Origin of the sequence: Burkholderia sp. 22PA0106, from assembly GCF_047497155.1 — a bacterium.
GTDB lineage: Bacteria > Pseudomonadota > Gammaproteobacteria > Burkholderiales > Burkholderiaceae > Burkholderia.
On sequence record NZ_CP163163.1, the window covers coordinates 1,693,164 to 1,710,381 of the forward strand.

Annotated in this window: 11 protein-coding genes; all 11 read right to left on the bottom strand. The window is 70.1% G+C overall.

From position 1 onward, the window contains the following. Window positions 1-7: 7 nt before the first annotated feature. Window positions 8-4,054, bottom strand: a complete 4,047-nt coding sequence (locus tag AB4850_RS22500) for a type VI secretion system protein (protein WP_414445189.1) — start codon at window positions 4,052-4,054, stop codon at window positions 8-10. A 39-nt stretch (window positions 4,055-4,093) separates the two neighbouring features. Further along, window positions 4,094-4,873, bottom strand: coding sequence for a DotU family type IV/VI secretion system protein (locus AB4850_RS22505; protein WP_414445190.1), 780 nt, complete (start codon window positions 4,871-4,873; stop codon window positions 4,094-4,096). After that, window positions 4,866-6,308, bottom strand: a complete 1,443-nt coding sequence (gene tssK, locus AB4850_RS22510) for a type VI secretion system baseplate subunit TssK (protein WP_414445191.1) — start codon at window positions 6,306-6,308, stop codon at window positions 4,866-4,868. The genes AB4850_RS22505 and tssK overlap by 8 nt, the downstream gene beginning before the upstream one ends. Before the next feature lie 37 nt (window positions 6,309-6,345). After that, on the bottom strand, window positions 6,346-6,813 hold the full coding sequence (locus tag AB4850_RS22515) for a hypothetical protein (RefSeq protein ID WP_414445192.1): 468 nt from the start codon (window positions 6,811-6,813) through the stop codon (window positions 6,346-6,348). A gap of 2 nt (window positions 6,814-6,815) precedes the next feature. After that, on the bottom strand, window positions 6,816-7,214 hold the full coding sequence (locus AB4850_RS22520) for a DUF4150 domain-containing protein (RefSeq protein WP_414445193.1): 399 nt from the start codon (window positions 7,212-7,214) through the stop codon (window positions 6,816-6,818). A 74-nt stretch (window positions 7,215-7,288) separates the two neighbouring features. Further along, window positions 7,289-7,846, bottom strand: coding sequence for a DUF3540 domain-containing protein (locus AB4850_RS22525; RefSeq protein WP_414445194.1), 558 nt, complete (start codon window positions 7,844-7,846; stop codon window positions 7,289-7,291). Continuing rightward, window positions 7,843-8,949 (bottom strand): pentapeptide repeat-containing protein, encoded by a 1,107-nt coding sequence (locus AB4850_RS22530; RefSeq protein WP_414445195.1) that lies wholly within the window; start codon window positions 8,947-8,949, stop codon window positions 7,843-7,845. The genes AB4850_RS22525 and AB4850_RS22530 overlap by 4 nt, the downstream gene beginning before the upstream one ends. Continuing rightward, complete coding sequence (locus AB4850_RS22535; RefSeq protein ID WP_414445196.1) at window positions 8,946-11,588, bottom strand: DUF2169 domain-containing protein; 2,643 nt, start codon at window positions 11,586-11,588, stop codon at window positions 8,946-8,948. The genes AB4850_RS22530 and AB4850_RS22535 overlap by 4 nt, the downstream gene beginning before the upstream one ends. A 10-nt stretch (window positions 11,589-11,598) precedes the next feature. Beyond that, window positions 11,599-14,214, bottom strand: coding sequence for a contractile injection system protein, VgrG/Pvc8 family (locus tag AB4850_RS22540; protein WP_414445197.1), 2,616 nt, complete (start codon window positions 14,212-14,214; stop codon window positions 11,599-11,601). Further along, window positions 14,211-15,416, bottom strand: a complete 1,206-nt coding sequence (tssG, locus tag AB4850_RS22545; protein WP_414445198.1) for a type VI secretion system baseplate subunit TssG — start codon at window positions 15,414-15,416, stop codon at window positions 14,211-14,213. Before tssG ends, AB4850_RS22540 begins: the two co-directional genes overlap by 4 nt. Next, window positions 15,380-17,215, bottom strand: a complete 1,836-nt coding sequence (gene tssF, locus AB4850_RS22550; protein WP_414445199.1) for a type VI secretion system baseplate subunit TssF — start codon at window positions 17,213-17,215, stop codon at window positions 15,380-15,382. The genes tssG and tssF overlap by 37 nt, the downstream gene beginning before the upstream one ends. Window positions 17,216-17,218: the final 3 nt, after the last annotated feature.

The window sequence follows — 17,218 nt, forward strand, 5'->3', positions numbered from 1 at the left end:
TTTCCATTCATTGAGGAGCGGTGGTCGGGAAGGCCGGCGGCAGCTTCAACACTGCGCCGGGCTTGGCCGTCGGGCTTGCCGACGAAGCCGAAGCCGCTGCAGGCGCCGCCGCGCCCGCGGCCGGGTTGGACATGCGAATCCCGATGTAGACATGGGCGGTGTCGCTCGCGGGGCTGCCCGGCTTGCTCGCATCGAGCACCGGCACGTCGAATTGCAGCAGCGAGCGGGCCGGGTCGCGCGGATCGGAAGCCGGGTCGGCCACCGGGCGATGCCGCTCGATCAGGCGCAGCAGCGCCCAGTTGCCGGCCGCCGCGAACGAGGCGGTATTGCCGTCCACCTGAAGATCGGGCGCGCTGGCCGCCAGCGACGGCCGCCAGAGCGACAGGCCGGCCCACGACAGGTCGAGCACCAGCGGCTCGCCGAACTGCCAGTCGAGGCTCGCGCCGCCGTTCGGGAAGGTGATGCCCTTGGCGCCCGACATCAGGTTCATCTCGCCGATCTGGTTGCTGCCGTTCGCGCCCGCGTGCAGCGCGCGGAAATTGACGTTCAGGCTCAACGATGCCGAACCGTCGCCGGCCGCCACCAGGTTGCCCGCCAGGAAATCGTCCACCTGATCGAGTTGGGCGAGGAACGCGCGCACGTTTTTCCAGTAGGGATCCTTGAGGCCCGCCACCTGCTTCTGCAGCGCGGCGCGCCGGCCTTCGTAGTCGGCCAGGAAGCCCTTGACGGCGGCCAGGCTCGCGTCGTCCGCATCGAGCGAGCCGAACGGATAGCGGCCGGCCAGATCGCGAGTGAAGCGGCTCGCCACCGGCAGCCACGCGTTCTGCGCCTGCGCGTAGCGCTCGCCCTTGCAGCGCATCTGCACGCTTTGCATCAACTGGCCGCGATGGCTCGAGAACAGGTCGTTGCCGAGCGTGGGCGCGTCGTAGCCGGCCAGTTGCTCGCCGCAGTTGCCGTTCTGCAGCGACGGCAACAGCTTCATGAACAGCGTGTCGAGCACGGCCGGCTGCGAGTTCGGGTCCTTGCCCTGCGTGTAGCGCGTCAGTTCGTTGGCGGTGTGGGTCCAGTAGGCCGCGTTCGAGGTGTTGGCGCCGGCGTTCGAGGCGCCCGGCTCGGCCTGCGCCAGATAGTTCAGCACCGGCTGCGCATAGCCCACCAGCACCTGCACGCGGCTGACCTGGCGCGACAGCGTGTCGGTGATCACGGCCGTGCTGCCGAGGTCGAAGAAGCTGGCGTCGGGATCGGACGAGGCCGGCTGGAACGCCGGCTGATAAAGCTGGCTCTGGTCGGCCAGTTGCGCGATGCGGCCGAGCTGGCTGTTGGCGAACTGATGCGCGCACTGCGTGATCTGGGTGGCGCTGCCGGCCATGCCGAGCGTGCGGAACTGCTTTTCCACGCCGAGCAGCAGCGGCGAAAGGTTGGCGAAATTGCCGCTGTCGGCGCTTTGCTGCGCGTCGGCCGTGGTGCCGTCGGAGTTGCCCGGCGCGAGGTTGGCGGCGGCCTGGGCCAGTTGCAGGCTGTTGTTCATCGCCAGTTCGAGCTGGTAGCGGGCCAGTTGGCGATACAGCGCATCGGGCTGCGCGCCCTTGAGCATCGGCTGGGCGATGAATGTCTGATAGTCGGCCGGATACTGGTTCGCATCCTTGAGCAGGCCCTGGCTCCAGTTCGCCATGTCGTTGTTGGCGCAGGCGAACGGCGCGACCGGGTCGATCGCCATGTAGCCGAGGCTGCCGAGCGCGTCGAGCCCCGTCAGCTCGTTCTGCATCGCCGGGTTCAGCGCGGCGGCGCCGTTGGTGGTGACGAACAGCGGGCCGTAGCCGGGCAGCGACATCGCGTTCAGCGTCTGCATCGCGAGCGGATACTGGCCGGCGGCATCGAACTGGGCGGTGGCTTGCGCGAGCACGCTGGCCGGGTAGCCGTCGTCGTCGATCAGCGGGCGCAGGCTGGCGGCCAGTTGCGCCTGCGCCGCGAGGATCGGGTTGCGCGTGGCGCTGGAGCCGAGCCAGTCGGTGCGAATCCAGTTCAGCCAGTGCGTGAACTGTTTGACGTGCGCGAGGATCGGCAGCGTGCGCGCCTGCAACTGCCCCAGCAGCGTCACGCCCGATTGCAATTCGGCCTGCGTCAGGTCGCGCGTCTGCGCGGCCAGCGCGACGATATGGTCGCTGACGTTCTGCTTCAGTTGCGGCGGCGTGCCGTAGCCGCCGGGGAAATCGGCCGCGTTCAGGCTCGCGAGCACGGCCGGCAGCAGGCCGGGCCGGGTGCGCAGATACGGCGAGAGCGGTGCGCCGTAGGCGTACTCCACCAGTTCGAGAAAGCCGGGCAGCGGCGTGCGCTCCTTGGCGTACGGCGATTTGCCGAGCAGGCGCTGGAAGCGGCTCGCATTGCGTTCGTAGCGGTCGGCCTGCTGCACGAAACCGCGCAGTTGCGCGGCGGCCCCGCTGTAGTCGAGCCGCGCGTCGATGCCGCGATTGGCATCGGCGCCGAGCGCATAGGCCTGCGCCGACATCCGGCACGCCAGGCCGGGCAGGATCACGCTGCGGAACGCATCGTCGGCCACCCGACGCGCGCTCTGGCTCGACAGGCGCGAATCGATCAGCGACATCGGCAGCAGCCAGCTGTGCGCATCGGCATCGATGCGCGCGACGTCGTCGATCAACTGATAGACGGGCGCCTGCGCGACGCAGCCCGCCGCCGGCGCCGCGGCTTGCAGCGTCTGCAGGCGGCGCAGCGCGTCGGTCACGCGGCCGATCTGGTCGTCGAGCTGCCAGGCGCGCACCACGAACGCGAGCAACAGCAGCGAGAAACCCGCCACGCAGCCCCATTGCACGCGGCGGATCAACTGGTTGCGCGACCACACGCCGGCCCGGGTGGGCCGCGCCAGATGGCGCTCCGCGAGCGCCTTGTCGAGCAAGGGGCCGTGCACGAACGCCACGTCGCGCCGCGTGTCGTCGAGCGGGGCCACGCGCTCGCCGTCGGCCGCGATCGCGCCGGTGAAATACACGCCTCGCAGGAAGAAGCCGGTCTGCCACGCCGACACCTGGAACACCACCGACAGCCACTGCTGGAACGGCGTGCTCAACTGCGCGAACCGGCTCGGATACAGGAACAGCGCGTCGGCGTCGTGCGCGGCGATCCGCTCGCAGTGCGCGGCGGCCTCCACCTGCAAGGCGCGCAACTGGCTGTCGATCTCGGCGAAGATCGGCTCGGCCCATTGCGTGGGCGGCGTCTCGAAGGCCTGGCTCGGCGCGGACCAGCCCACCATCTCGTCGCGCCGCTGCGGCGTTTGCGAGCGCCAGAACGCGGCGAAGCCGTCGAGCGCATCGCAGGCGGTCACGATCACGTACACCGGCAGCGCGAATTCGAGCCGCTCCTCCAGCGTGCGCAACTGCTGACGCGCGTTCTGCGCCACCGCCAGCGTGCGCGCGGGGTCGCCGCCGAGCAGCGTGGCGGCGGACACGGTCAGCACGATGCCGTCGAGCGCGCGCTCGGGGCGCAACGCGTCGAGCTGGTCGAGCGTCTTGCGCCAGCGGCGCGCGGCCGGTTCGTCGGCTGCGTCGCCGTCGAGCGCGGCGCGCGCGGCCGCTTCGGGCAGGCTGCCGTCCGGGTCGAGCACCAGCCCGCGGTCGAGCGAATACCAGGTGGCGCCGTCCACCGCGAGCGTGCGCTGATGCTCGCTGAGCGCTTGCGTGTGCGCGGGGCCGATCGATTCGAGCAGGCTGGTCTTGCCCGCGCCGGCCTGGCCCAGCATCAGCAGCCAGGGCGTGCCGTAGCGCCATTCGCGGCGGGTGTGCAGGTAATCGATGGCGAGCGAGGCGCGCGCGACCCAGCCCGGCTTGCGGGTGGCGGCGGCCGGCTCGCAGCCGCACAGCGCGGGCACGGCCGGCGCCTTCAGCAGCGGCTTGAGCTTGACCCACAGCGTGGCGGCCAGCTTCGCCGCCACGGCGAGCACGGCCAGCGCCGCCGCGCCGGTCAGCACGAGCTGCAGCGCGTGCGGGTCGAGCGTCCAGCCGGTCTGCGCCTTGAGCCAGGCGGTGAGAGGTTGCAATACGTTCACGGAAGCGCTCCGGCCTCGGCCACGCGGGCCATCGGGTGATCAGGAATTCAGGAATCGTTCGAACGGGTGCATCAGCACGAGCCACGTCACCACGCCGAGCACCAGGAAGGCGGCCAGCCCGTACAGCCCGAGGTTGCGCCACGGCGACACCGGCGCGAGCCGTTCGTCGCGGCTGCCGGTGAGCGGGTAGGCATAGGCCTGGGCGAACGCGGGGCCGTCGTCGTCGGGGCTCGCGCCGGCCGCGCTGACCCGCTGGAACAGGCGCTCGCGAATCCGGTCGAGGTGCGGCTGCGCCTGACGCGCGCGGTAGCGGCCGCGAAAGCCGAGTTCCATCGCCAGCAGGAACACCGCCGCCAGATCGACGTGGCGCGGCGTGGGCAGGCTCGCCTCGACCAGCGCCTCGGCCATCGCAAAGAAGCGCGAGCCGGCGTTGCCGGTGCCGAACATCGACTGTTCGAGCAGCACGTCGAGCCAGGCGTCGTGGCCGGCCCAATCGAGTTCGAAGATCAGGATCTCGTCGGCCAGCGCGGTCATCAGGTAGAGAGCCTGCTGTTCGAGCCGGCTCTCTTCGGTGCCCGGTGTTTCGGTGCAGCGGCGAGCCTGCTGTTGCAGCAGCGCGCGCAGCCGGGCGGCGGCGCGCGCCGCGAACTCGGCGCCGGTGGTGGGCAGCGCGCCGCCGTCGCCGGCCAGATGGGCGGCCATGCGTCCCTCGGCCTGGGCGCGCCTGAGCGCGGCCACGTCCTGGTAGAAATCGGCGAAGCGCGCCACCAGCACGTAGCTGCCGGTGCGCGGTTGCGGCCAGGCGGGCGCGTCATGCATGACGATCTCCTGCGGGCGCGGGCTGGGCCGGCGCGCCGGTGGCGAGCTTGTTGCGGTAGAGCACGATCGCGTTGGGCCGCGCATCGTTCTTGCGGCCGACGATCTGCAACAGCGACGCGTCGCCGAACGCGTGCAGCGCACCCTGGTCGTCGAGCGCGAGCGGCTGGTTGCGGATCGCGAACAGCAGCGCATGCGGGCGCAGCTTCTCGCGCTCGATCTCCTGCGCGCTCAACGCGCGCACCAGCGCGCCGGCCACCCGCGCGCGGCGCAGCTTCGGCTGCACGGCGGCGTCGGCGATCAGGGCCTCGTCGAGCCAGCCGAGCAGTTGCGTGGCGGTTTGCCCGTCGCGCGGTTCGAGTTCGACGATCAATTCGTCGCCCATGCCCGGCGGCAGCCGCCGCTCGAAGCACAGGTCGGGCTGGGTCGGCGAATACGATTCGACGCGCTTGAAATCGAGCTGTTCGTAGCGCGTGTCGAGCGTGTCGATGCGCGCCTGCACGAACTCGATCGCCTGCCGGAACTGCGGCGCGCAATCGTCGTGCTGATAGGGCTTCATCAGCAGCGGCGTGGGGTCGGCGCCGATCCCGGCCGCCGCGCCCACCAGGTGCGCGAGCGCCTGATAAAGCTGGCTCGGGTGGGTGCTGGCGGCCAGCAGCGTGGAGAACGGCGGCAGGCACGCGCCGATGCGCCGCGCCGCGTCGAGATGCTGGCGCTGCTCCACGCTCAGCGTGTCCTCGCGCGCATCGAGCTTGCCGTGCTCGCCCAACTGCACGACCTTGTCCCACAGCCGATCGTGCAGTTCGTGCAGGCCGCGCCACAGGTTGGTTTCGCCGAGGCTGTCGGCCACCGCGATGTTCAGCATCGGCGGATGGTAGGGCGTGATGCGCAACTGCTGGTTGTCGGCCCGCGAGATTTCGAGCAGCGGCACGGCGGTCTGCGTCGACGGCGAACTGGCGCCCAGGTGCAGATGGAAGCGCACCTGCAGACGCGGCAGTTGCACGGCCTGCTCGCCGGTGTTTTCGTCGAGGTTCGATTCGTCGAGCACCGAGTTGTAGCGGCGTTCCTGGCTGTCCTGCACGGCCGCATGCGCGCCGCGCGGGTTCACGCAGCACCACACCTTGACGGGCGGCTCGCCGCTGCGGCACGCCGCGCCCACGTCGATCTCGACGTTGCCGGGCGGCGTGTAGGGCAGCGCGCCGGGAAAGCCCACCAGCAGCCCGTCGGGCAGCAGGCATTCGAGTTCGCTGATGCTGAGGATTTCCTTCACCAGTTCGAAGCGCAGCGTCAGCACGCCCCAGTAGAACGGCGTCACGGTTTGCAGGCGATGGCGCAGATGCGCCTGCCAATAGCGGTCGTTCTGTTGCAGATGCTGCGGCGAAAGCATCATGCCTTCCGACCACTGGACGGCATCGGGGAGCGGGGCGGTGAGTGTCATGGCCTGTTCATTCCGGAAAACGCATCGCGAGCGGGCCTCACTGCGATTGATAGGTGACGGCGGTCGGCGTGAGCCAGATCGTCACGTTCTTGTACGGCGTGATGTTGCCCTTCGGCTGGCCGGCCGCGCTCAGGTAGTTCGCGTAGCTGTAGACGGCGATCGCCTTGCCGTGACGCTTCGGCAGGCTGGCGGTGGCCAGCGTGGCGGGCGGCACCTGCAGGCTCACCACGTCGATCGCGGTGGCGAGGCCGGCCAGCAGCGCGTCCTTTTTCTGGAACCAGTCGGGGCCGGTGGCCGGCAGCAGCGCGAGCACGTTGCTGTCGTACACGAACACCACGTCGAGCTGGGTGGCGGCGTTCTGGTTCGCGCTGATCTCGGCCACCACCTTGATCTGCGAGACGGCGGCCGTTTTCGGGCCGAACCAGCTGCAGGCGGCGAGCAGGGCGCACGGCGCGGCGAGCGACAGGCGGCGTAACCACGCCAGCGGGGCGGAGGCGGGGCGCATGCTCATCCCAGCAGCAGCACTTTGAACTGCGCCGGCACCAGCGACATGCCCATGGTGTTGAACGGCAGGCCGTTCATGCCGACCAGCGAGGTCATGCGGGTGGCGAACGCGGTGCCGACGATCACCTTCAGGCTGCCCGTCAGGTAGGTGTCCGGCCCCATGAAGATGCCCGAGACCACGCCGCCGAGCACGCCCGGCTCGTCGCCCATGCTGATGGTGCCTTCGGTCATCAGGTTCTCGGCCAGCCCCTCGCCGAACATCACGTTGAACACCGACGGGATATGGCTGGCCGACATCGTCAGGTTCGGATACGGCAGCGGAACGGGCACCAGGGCCGGCGTCTTGCAGACGTCGGGCACGGTGAACATCGACATGGCGGCGACGCTGTTGGTGGCGAACATGGCGGGCGGATCTCCGGTTTCGGTGGCGAGCGGTGCGGTAACGAGGCGTGGCGAGGTGGCGAGGCAGCGCGGCGTCAGCCCATGCTGATGCGCTCGCCGTCGACCTTGACGTCCTCGTCGGCCGTGACGACCGCCTGCTGGCCATGCAGGCGCAGCACCCGGCTGACTTCGAGCAAATAATGGCCGGCGCGGCCGACGAACTGCCCGACGCTCTGCACCAGGCTTTCCTGCACGGTGGTGAACAGGTTGCGCGCGTTCAGGCTCAGGGCGCCGGTGGCGGCGCTGATCTCCACGTCGGTCAGCGCCTGCACGGTGATCGCGTCGCTCGCGGCCAGGCCGATGCGCGGCTGCTCGATGCGCAGCTCGCGCGCACCCGGCACGCTCAATTGCACCAGGTGCGGCTCGCTGCGATGCAGGATGTGCAGCACGTAGCTGGTCGCATTGCGGCACGTGGCCACCAGCACGTGGTCGCCCACCTCGGGCCGGATCAGGCAGCTCAGGGCCTGGTGCGCGGCGCGCCCGTCGTCGAGCAAGAAGGCGTGCTGGTCGAGCGCCACGATGATGCGGGCCTCGACGAGGTGCAGCGGCAGGGGCGGCGGCAGCTTGTTGCCGGTCTTGGCGGTAGCCATCATTCGTTCTCCAGGGCGAGCGTGCGGGCCTCGGCGGCGAGGCGGGCGGGGTCGGTGCGGCCGATGCGGTGCTGGCTGGCGCCGCGAAAGTTCGTCTCGCACAGCGACGCGTTGTGGAATTGGGCGTGGTCGAGCGTGGCGTCGCCGAAATCGACGTGATCGCCCTCCACCTGTTCGAAGCGCGCGTGGCTCAGGTCGGCGCGCCGGAACGACACGTTGTCGTGATGACTGCGGTTCCAGATGCTGGCGCGCAGCCGCGCGCCGTCGAGCCGGCAGCCGTGCAGGCGCGCTTTCTGGAAGATCGCGCCGTCGAGTTGCGCGTCGGCCAGGCTGGTGTCGGTCAGCACGGCTTCGAGCAGCAGCGCGTGCGGCGCCACCGCATTGCTGAGGTTGGCGTGCGCGAGCCGCGCCCGGTACAGGTTCACGTGGCTCAGGTCGGCGCCGGCCAGGTCTGCATGCCCGAGTTCGGCGGCCTGCATCGAGCACCGCGGCAGGCGCAGCCCGCTCATCAGTTGGCCTTCGAAATTCGCGTTCGAGAAGATCGTGCCCTCGGCCTGCAGGCCGGCCAGGTTCACGGTGCGCCAGTCGGCCGGGCTGATCACGCATTGCCGCAGCGTCGCGCCGGCCACGCTGGTGCGATCGAAGCGGCTGTTCAGCAGCGTGCAGCGCGTCAGCGCGCCGCCATCCAGGCGGGCATGGTCGAGCGTGCCGTTGACGATCGTGCAGGCCTGCACCTGCGCATGCGCCCAATGGCTGGCGCTCAGGTCGCAATCGATCCAACTGACGTGGCGCAGGTTGCGCGCCGCGAGCCGCGCTTGCGACAGGTCGCATTTGACGAAGCTCGCGTGATCGAGATCGGCGTTGCCGAAATCGGCGCCCCGCAAATCGCAATCGATGAAGCGCACGCGCGCCAGGTCGGCCCCGGCGAACGAGGCGCCGGCCAGGTCTGTTTCGTTGAAGATCGCGCCGGCCAGCGCACGGTGGCGCGCGTCGAGGCCGCGCAGCGCGTGCGCGCGGATCGGCTGGTCGAGCCGGATCGCGAGCGCGATCTCGTCCCACGGCGCGGCGCTCTGCAAGGCGGGCACGGCTTGGTGCAGGGTGCTCATGCCGGGCTCCCGGTGGCGGCGAGCGCGCCTTCGGGCGGAATCGCGCCGCTGCGTTCGCATTGCAGGAAGGCGGTATCCACCAGGCGCGCGCCGGAAAAATCGGTCTTGCGGCACAGGCAGCGATAGAACTCGGCCGCGGCCGCGTCGCTGTCGCGCAGGTCGGTGCGATACAGGCCGCAGCGCGCGAACAGGCCACCGTCGAGCCGCGCCCCGCGCAGGTCGCTGCGGCCGAGATCGCAGCGCAGCAGGCGCGCGCCGCTGAGGTCGGCGCGGCCGAAATCCGCGCCGTTGAAGCCGCATTGCCTCGCCGTGACGCCGGCCAGCACCGCGTCGCGCCAGACCGTCGCGCCGCCTGCCTGCACGCCGTCGAGCACGGCCTCGTGCCAGCGGCTCGCCTGCAGGTCCGACATCGTGAACACCGATTTGAGCAGCCTGGCGCTGCCGAAATCGGCGCGCGCGAGCCGGGCGCGCAGGAACACCGTCTTGTCCAGCGTGGCGGCGTGCCAGCGGCTGTCGTCGGCGTCGAGATCGAACAGCGTGGCCTTGCTCGCGTCGGCGCCGTCGAACACCGCGTACGGGCAGGCGAGACGAATCGCGAGCAGGCGGCGCAGGCACGCGCCACGCAGGCTGGCATGCGGCCATTGCGCGTCGATCGCCTGGGCGCGAGTCAGGTCCGCGCCGTCGAACACCACGTCGTCGCCCCGGCTTTCGCACAGGTTCGCGCCTTGCAGGTTCGCGCCGCCGAAGTCGGCCCCGTCGAGCCGCGCGCCGAGCAGCACCGCGCCTTGCAGGTTCGTGCCCGCGAAACATGCGCCGCGCAGGTCGGCGCCGTCGAACATCGTCTCGCGGAGGTCCGCGCCCGAGAAATCGGCGCCGCGCAAATCCGCGCCGGCCAGATCGCGCCCGGCCAGCGGCACGCCGGCCGCATGCCATTGACGCACACGCGCGCCGAGCTGCGCCGCCACCTCGGGCGGATACGGCAGCGCGGCCTGGGCCAGCTTCGGCGCGGCGCGGCGCGACTGGCGCTTCAACGCCGGCAACTTGGCGATGGCCTCGCGCGAGGCCGCATCGCGAATGCGTTGCTGCTCGCTCGCATCGGCGGGCAGCGGCGGCCATTGCGCGAGCATCGATTCGACCTGCGGATCGCGGCCGGCCATGGCGGGCGGCAGCAGGTCATGGGCCGGCCGGGCCGCGCGCTCGAACGCGGCGTCGAGCAGGGCGGCCGGATCGACCGGCGCCGGCACGGCGGCGGGCACGCTGGCGAGCGCGGCCTTGCCGCGTCGTTCGGCGTCGTCGGCCAATGCCTTGGCCTTGGTGACGATCTCGGACAGATCGAAATCGCCTTCGGCGACTGTTTGCGAGGTCATCAGGCCGAGCGCCGGCAGCGTGGCGCGCGCCGGCACGTGACCGGCCGGCGGCGGCGTGCCGCGCCGCGCCCAATACTGCGCATCGAGCAAATCGAGCCGCTGCTGGCTGCGCGCGAGCGCGGCCTGTTCCGCCTCGTGCTGCCGGGCGGCGCGGCGCGCCAGCGCCTCGGCCGAGCGCTCGGGCGCGAGCTGGCTGTCGTTGAATACGTGCTGGCGGCCCAGCACCGGATCGAGACGCAGCGCCATCACCGCGTCGTAGTGCGAGCGCGGCTTGGGCTCGCCCGCATGCTCGTAGGCGGCCATCAGCACGGCCACGTCCTGCCCGTCGCTGTCGGCGATCTCGATCGTGCCGTGATGGATCGACACCCCCAGATCGTGATCGGGCACCAGCCACAGCGTGTCGAGCTTCATCGCCACCTCGCGGGCCTGCGCCGGCGCTTCACCCGCACCGAGCACGAAGGCGCGCGCGGCGAAGGCCGGCACCTCGCCGGTCAGTTCGGCATGGCGCGGATGCAGGTTGCGCAGAGTGTAGCGCTCGCCGCCCGCGAGCGGTGCGTCGAGCCACTGATCGGGCGGCGCCATGTTGAACACGTGCCAATCGATGTCCGGCGCGAAGCCGGGCTCGGCCGGCGCGCGCGAGCCGCGCCCGTAGCGGCCGAACTTGTCGCGCCGAGCGGCGTTGCCGATCGGAATCGGGCCGAACCCGGCCGGCACGCTGGCGCGCCAGGCGGCGTCCACCTCGCCGGCCGGGTAGGCCACGTTCGGCATCGCGCCGCTGCCGGTGCCGAAGCGCGCCTCGCGGGTGCCGCAGCCGGCCGGATTGACCGGATTGCGCGGGCCGCCGAATGCCCGCGCGTACGTCAGCGGCATCGTCAGGAACGGCTTCGCGCGGCCGACCTGGCGCGCACGCAGCGCATCGGCGCGCCATTCGCGCTCGCCGCAGACCGCCAGGCACTTGCTGATCAGCGGCCGGCCGTCGGCGGCATCCAGCCGCAGTTGCACGGTGAGGCTCGCGCACGCCTGCTGGCCGGGCGCATGGGCGGCGCCGAGCAGCAGCACCTCGGCGCCGGGGCGCGGCATCGCCTCGTCGAGCGGCTGGCCGGCCGGCAGGCTCGCGGCCACGTGCGGCCACTGGGTGCTTTCGGCCAGATAGCGCTCGCAGGGCGCGCCGAGCGGAAAGAAGCCGAGCGCGGCCACCGACAGGTAATGCCGGCCCGCGAACGTGTACGGCTTGAAGAACAGGCCGAGCGACTGGGGTTTGACGATTTTCATCGGGCGGCGCTCACATGAAGATCAGCGTGGCTTCGATCATGTGGATCCGCGTCACGATGTTGTCGACGTGGGGCGTTTCATCATTGTTCGACACGCGCGCGCCGGGGCCGGCCGTCTCCACCACGGTGATCGCCGCCATCGTGACGATGTTCGAGGTCGCGCCGCTGGTCTCGATGCGGGTGGTGTCGCCGTGGGTGGCGGTGGTGGTGGACGCGCCGCTGGTCTCGCTTTGCTGCACCACGCCGTTGATCTTGGTGACGGTTTCGCCGCAGTTCACGTGATCGACCACGGTGAGGCCGGTGGTTTCGGTGCGCGTGGTGTTGCCGGTAAACGAAGTTTCGACGACGTTGCCGGTGGTGGTGTTGCGGGTGACGTTGCCGGTCAGCGACACCTCCATCACGTTGCCCGAGGTGGTGTTGCGCATCACGTTGCCGCTCACGCTGTCCTCGATCAGGTCGCCGGACACCGAGTTGCGCACCGTGTCGCCCGACAGGCTGGTTTCAAGGGTGTCGCCGCTGATCGTGGTGCGCACCGTGCTGCCCACCATGGTGCTGTCGATCACCGAGCCGGTGATGTTGGTGTTCATGCTGACGCCGGTGGTCGAAAGGCTGACCGAGCTGCCGACGATCGATACCGCGCTGCTGTCGCCGACGGCGCGCGTCGATTGCTCGTCGCCGACCGTGCTGTCGCTGATCGAGGTGCCGAACGCAGAGTGGCTGTAGCTGCGCGTGCCGCTCGCGCGGTTGTAGGTCGAGCCGATCGCCTCGGTGGCGCTCAGGATGTCGCCCTCGGGCTCGGCGCCGCCATACAGCTCGGCCGGGTTCGAACGCGCGCCGGGCGCCGACGGGTCGGCGCAACTGAAGCTGTAGCCCGCGCCCTGCGAGAAGCTGGCGTTGCCGAAATGGCCGCTCGCATAGGCGCTGGAGACGATCCGCGTGGCCTGGCCCAGGTCCGGCGCGGACAGCCGGCCGTAGTTGATGGTCTGGTTGTCGCCGTAGTTGGTCGAATACTGGCTGCCCACATGGGTGTTCGACAGCCAGCCCGACGGCACCACCAGCGTGCTGCCGTTCGACTGGATCACGTTCTGGATCTCGGGCAGCTCCGATTCGTCCTGCGCGCGCGACACCACCACGATTGCGCCGATGGTGGGCGCAGTTTGCATCGACGCGGACAATTTGACCCACACCGGCGGGTCGTCCTTGGCGGCGGTCGAGAAACGCACATGCACGCCGATCTGCGGAAACGAGCCGGGGTTCAGGGTGTCGACGAAGCTGGCCTGCGCGGTGGCGAACGACGACGCCGCGCCGAAATCGATCGGCGGCTGGGCCGGCGCGCTGGTGCCCGACACCACCTCCGCCAGCACCGCGCCCTGCTGGGTGGACTGGATCGAGTAGGGCGTGATCAGGAACGCCGCGTCGCCGGCCTGGAAATGGTTCTGGTAGCCGCCGTCCATGCTGGCCTGATGCGACACCGAGGTCAGCACGAACGCGCCGTCGAGGAAGGTCGCCTCGGGTGCTTCCCCGTCGCCGGCCGCGCGCAGGCGGAAGCGATGGCCCACCCGGAATGCCGAGCAACGGCTCGCGCCGCTCAACTCGCGGCGGCTGCTTTCCAGCGAGCTTTGCGTGCTGCGCGAGAGGATGCGCGCCTCCTCCTTGCCGCCGCCGTACTGATAGCTCTTGTAGAGGTTGAACGGCAGCGGATCGGCATCGTGATGTTCGTCGGCACTGAACGAATTGAACTGCACCACGCGGTTGGTCAGCCACGCGCCGTCCTGCTGGGTCAGCACGCCATGCACGCCGGTGCTGGCCAGCGTCTGCTTCATGCTGAATTCGGTGACCAGATCGTCCTGCTCCATGCCGAGCGCGCTCGTCTCGGTGTACGTGTAGCGCAGCGGCGGCTGGCCGGGCGCGACCTCCGGGTATTGCGGCAGGTTCGAGAACACCACGCGGTGGCCGGTGGCGCCGTGCACGAAGTAGTAGTGCATCAAGGCCTTGCCCATCAGGCGCTTGAGGAATTCGAGATCGGTCTCGCCGGCCTGCATCCAGTCCTGGCGGCGGATCGTCGCCAGGTTGTCGAGCGTGGCCGCGATCGGCGCGTAGGCGATGTGGTGCGCGTCCAGCAGCAGCTCGATCATCTCGCGCACGGTGCGGCGATTGAACACGCGATAGTGGTTGGTCAGGCCGAGCCGGTGCAGCGCCGGCTTCATGCCGATGCTGTAGTTGCCGCGATGGCCGGCCGCGAAGCTCGTCACGATGCCGTTGAACAGCGAAAACTGTTCGGCGGCGACGCTGTCGCCATCGAGCGCGGCCTGGAACGCGCCCTCGCTCGACGCGGCGTCGCCCACCGGCCTGGCGATGCCGACCGTGATCGCGCGGCCCACCAGCTCGTCGAAGCGCAGCCGGCCCGAGGCCGCGCCGCTGGAATTGCCGCTCAGTTCGAGCTGGAATTCGAACGGCTCCGACACCTGCTCCTGGCCCTGGAAGCTCTCCAGCCGGAAGGTTTCCGCGCCGAGCACGGTGTTGCGATTGACGAACACGGCGCAGTGCAGGAACACGCGCGGCTCGGGCGCACCGAGCCGCTGCACGGAGAACGCGCGTGTGGCGTCGACGCCGAGAATCTCGTTCATGCGGCCTCCACGGCGTGATTGGTGCGAATCAGAAAGCGCACCGGGCGGCTCGCGTGCGGATGCGCGGGCTTGCCGGCCAGCCAGGCGCTCTGGCCGAGCCGCATCGAGGTGGTGTCGGTGCCGCGCGCCGGTTGCGGCAGCGGCACGCCCGGCACGCTGGCCTCGCGCACGTGCAGCACGATCTCGCAGTCGGCCAGGCGATCCACCAGCAGTTTCACGAGGCCGCACAGCATCGCGTAGTTCGACGAGGCGCCCGCCGCGCCGGCTTCACTCGCGGGCCGGCCGGCCGCGTGCATCGCGGCGGCCGACGCCGCCGAGCGGCCGAGGCTGTCGGGCGGATCGGCCGGTTCGGTCGGGTCCGAGCCGTCGGGCGGCGGCAGCAGGCGTTGCAGCGCGTCGTAATCCACCACGCCGATCTCGATGCGCAGCCGCGCCTGCTGGTCCCACACGCGGCGGCCCACCACCAGCGTGCGGCCGAGCTGATGGTTGCGCACGCCGAGCACGCAACGGTCGCGCACGTCGAGCTCGTGCCAGGCGCCGACGTTCTCGGTCACGCTGACCTGCGCGTCGAGCGCGGCGCCGAGCACGTCCACCAGCGTCGAGGCGGGGCGGCGGCGGTTCGCCAGCAGCCCGGCGATGCCTAGCCAGGCGCGCTGCGGCAGCGGCACGCGCGCGGCCAGCCGGGGGTCGGCGAGGCCCGACAGCGCGGCCAGGCAGCCGGCGATCTCGGTTTCGCCGGGCGGGCGGTCGTTCAGCCCCGGCGTGAGCGCCTGCTTGACCTGATAGCGCAGCACGTTGGCGCGCTGGTTGAACATGTCGAGGAAGTCCGCCATCGCCGTGGCGCGCTCGGAGGCCAGCTCCCGCACCCATTCGGTGAACGATTCCGGCAGCGGGCCGGTCACGCTGGCGATGCAGAAATTCGCGGTGCGGATGTCCACGCCGCGAATCCGGCGCGCGGCCGGTTCCTCGGCATCGGCAGCGCCGTCGTCGGCTTCGCCGGGCAGCAGCGAGATGCGCGTGAACTCGCGCGCCGGGAACGCCGCCGAGAGATCCGCGCGAAAACGCAGCCGCTGCCCGATCGGCAGCGCCGGGTCGGTATCCGAGAGCAGCAGGCGCATCAACTGGAACACGTCGAAGTCGCCGTACTGCTGGAACAGGTAGTCCCTTACAGTGCGATAGCGGTGCCGGCCGATGGCTGCCATGGCTTGTGGCTCCCCTTGAGATTGCGCGTTTCGAGCGCGACTTCCACCAGATGATTGACGCTGGCATAGCCGCGCAGGAAATGGCGCAGCACCGAACAGAACAGCACCGTGCTGGCCGCGCCGATATCGCTCGGGTCCATCGTCACGGTCAATTCGACGCCGCGCACGAAGCCGCGCCAGCCGTCACGCCCCACATGGCGCATGATGCTGCGGCTGCGCAGCGCCTGGATCGCGTCGATCTGCGCCCAGCCGCTCTCGCGCTGGGTGCCGACGTGCAGGCGCAGGATGTCCTTGAGCGCGGCCAGCGCCACCGGGCCGCCGTCGAGCGACAGGTGGTTCAGCGACAGTTGCGAGATCAGCGACCACGGGCGGTTGCCGATCTGCGGCGGCGTGTGGTGCGGCGTGGGCTTGGTCAGGGCGAGGATGCGGTTGGCCGGCCCCGCGTCTTCGAGATGCAGCGGGCTGCCCGACATCAGCCGCTCCGGCAGCCGGCGGTTGGTGCACAGCGCGCGGCCGCCCACCACCTCGTCGGTCAGTTGGCCGAGGTCGAAATGCTCGTCGAGGAACGACACGTACATCTCGCTGCCGGCCACGTATTGCGCGGTGGCGGGCAGCCGGCGCGGCAGGTAGAAATAATCCTGATCCTCCAGCCGCCGGAAATCGTCCATCGCGAAATATGGCGCGATCGAGCGCGGCTTGCCCTCGCTCGAGATCGATTCGAGCATTTCGATCGAATGGATCTCGCAGTAGCGGTGGTTCTTCAGGTCGCCGGTGACGTGATATTCGTATTCGGTATGGGTCAGCGCGATCGGCTCGATGCGTTGCGAGAACAGGTTCACCAGCGGCACGCAATTCAGGCGCAGCGACGCCGGGCCGATATTCCAGTCCGGCTGAAACGGCATGTCGAGCACCAGGATCAGGTCGAAGTAATCTTCCACGGCGCTGAAATCGATCTCGTCGAGACGGCCGATTTCGAAGAACAGGAATTTCTCGGGAAACGCGAAATACTCCTGGAGCAGCCGATAACCGGGGTGCGTGTGGTGGTTCGCGGTCAGCGCGGCTTCGTCCGGCTCCATGCCGAGCCAGCGCAGGCTGTCGGGCGGCAACTGGCGGGGCCGGCCCGCCATCGACGGCAGCACCGCGATGCCGCTCAGATGCAGCGCCAGGCTTTCATACAGTTCGATCGCGTCGGCCTGGGCGTTGTCGATATAGAAGCGCAGCCGGCGCGGGCCGGCGCCCTTGGTATGCAGCGTGCCCACGCCGTCGGCGCGCAGGCGGATGCGCAGCACCGATTGCGAGGCCGTCACGCCGCCCATCGATTCGTAGCCGTGGCCCGATTCGAACGACACCGTGTCGATGCGCAGCGGCAGCAGCGGCGTGTCGTAGCAGGTGCGGAACCGGCACTCGGTGCTTTGCCCGAGATGATTGGTGGGCGAGGCGCTCATCATGCGGCCGCGCGGCAGCACCTGTTCGCGCGAGAAATCCGCGCCGTCCGGCTTCGGTTCGATCTGCGCGATCAGCATCGACGGGATCGGCGCTTCCAGGTGCGGATACAGGAACGACAGCAGCGTATCGGGCAGGCGCGCCTTGTCCTGCGCGATCTGGTGGCGCAGCCGCGCCGCGAGAAACGCGAACGATTGCAGCAGCAGTTCCACCTGCGGATCGGTCGCCTCGCGCGCGTTGAGCCCGAGCGTGCGCGCCAGCTCGTGATGCTTCTCGCCGAACAGCACCGATTCGGTGCGCAGCGAGGCGAGTTCCTCGCGGAAGCAGTCGGCGAGGTTGGAGGTGGCGGGGCGCATCGT